We start from the raw sequence: 301 nt of genomic DNA, 5'->3' as shown, positions 1-301 counted from the left end.
AACTGGGACTAGACAAGTTTGACTGTTATATACAACAAATTGAATCCCCTTTTCCTTATGACAAGCAGGTTCAATTGGTTATTCCAAATGACTTACCGGAAATTAATACGGTATCAATTGATGAATATGTTGCAGCCATTACGGAACACATTATATCCATTGCTGAAGCAACAAAAGGAAGAATGCTTATTCTCTTCACTTCCTATGAAATGTTAAGAACAACGTATAATCTGATGAAGGAGAGCGGGTTGCTGGAAGACTATATTATAATGGGGCAAGGAATCACGGCAGGAAGTAGTAC

Annotated in this window: 1 pseudogene; it reads left to right on the top strand. The window is 37.5% G+C overall.

The annotated features are described in order from the left end of the window. A pseudogene (locus PZE06_RS28045) lies at positions 1 to 301 on the top strand (ATP-dependent DNA helicase DinG); the annotation flags it as partial.

Origin of the sequence: Robertmurraya sp. DFI.2.37 (genome assembly GCF_029211245.1) — a bacterium.
In the GTDB taxonomy this organism is placed as follows: Bacteria; Bacillota; Bacilli; order Bacillales; family Cytobacillaceae; genus Robertmurraya; species Robertmurraya methanolica_A.
Note: the sequence above shows the minus strand (reverse complement) of the source record. Positions and strands in the feature narration are given on the sequence as shown.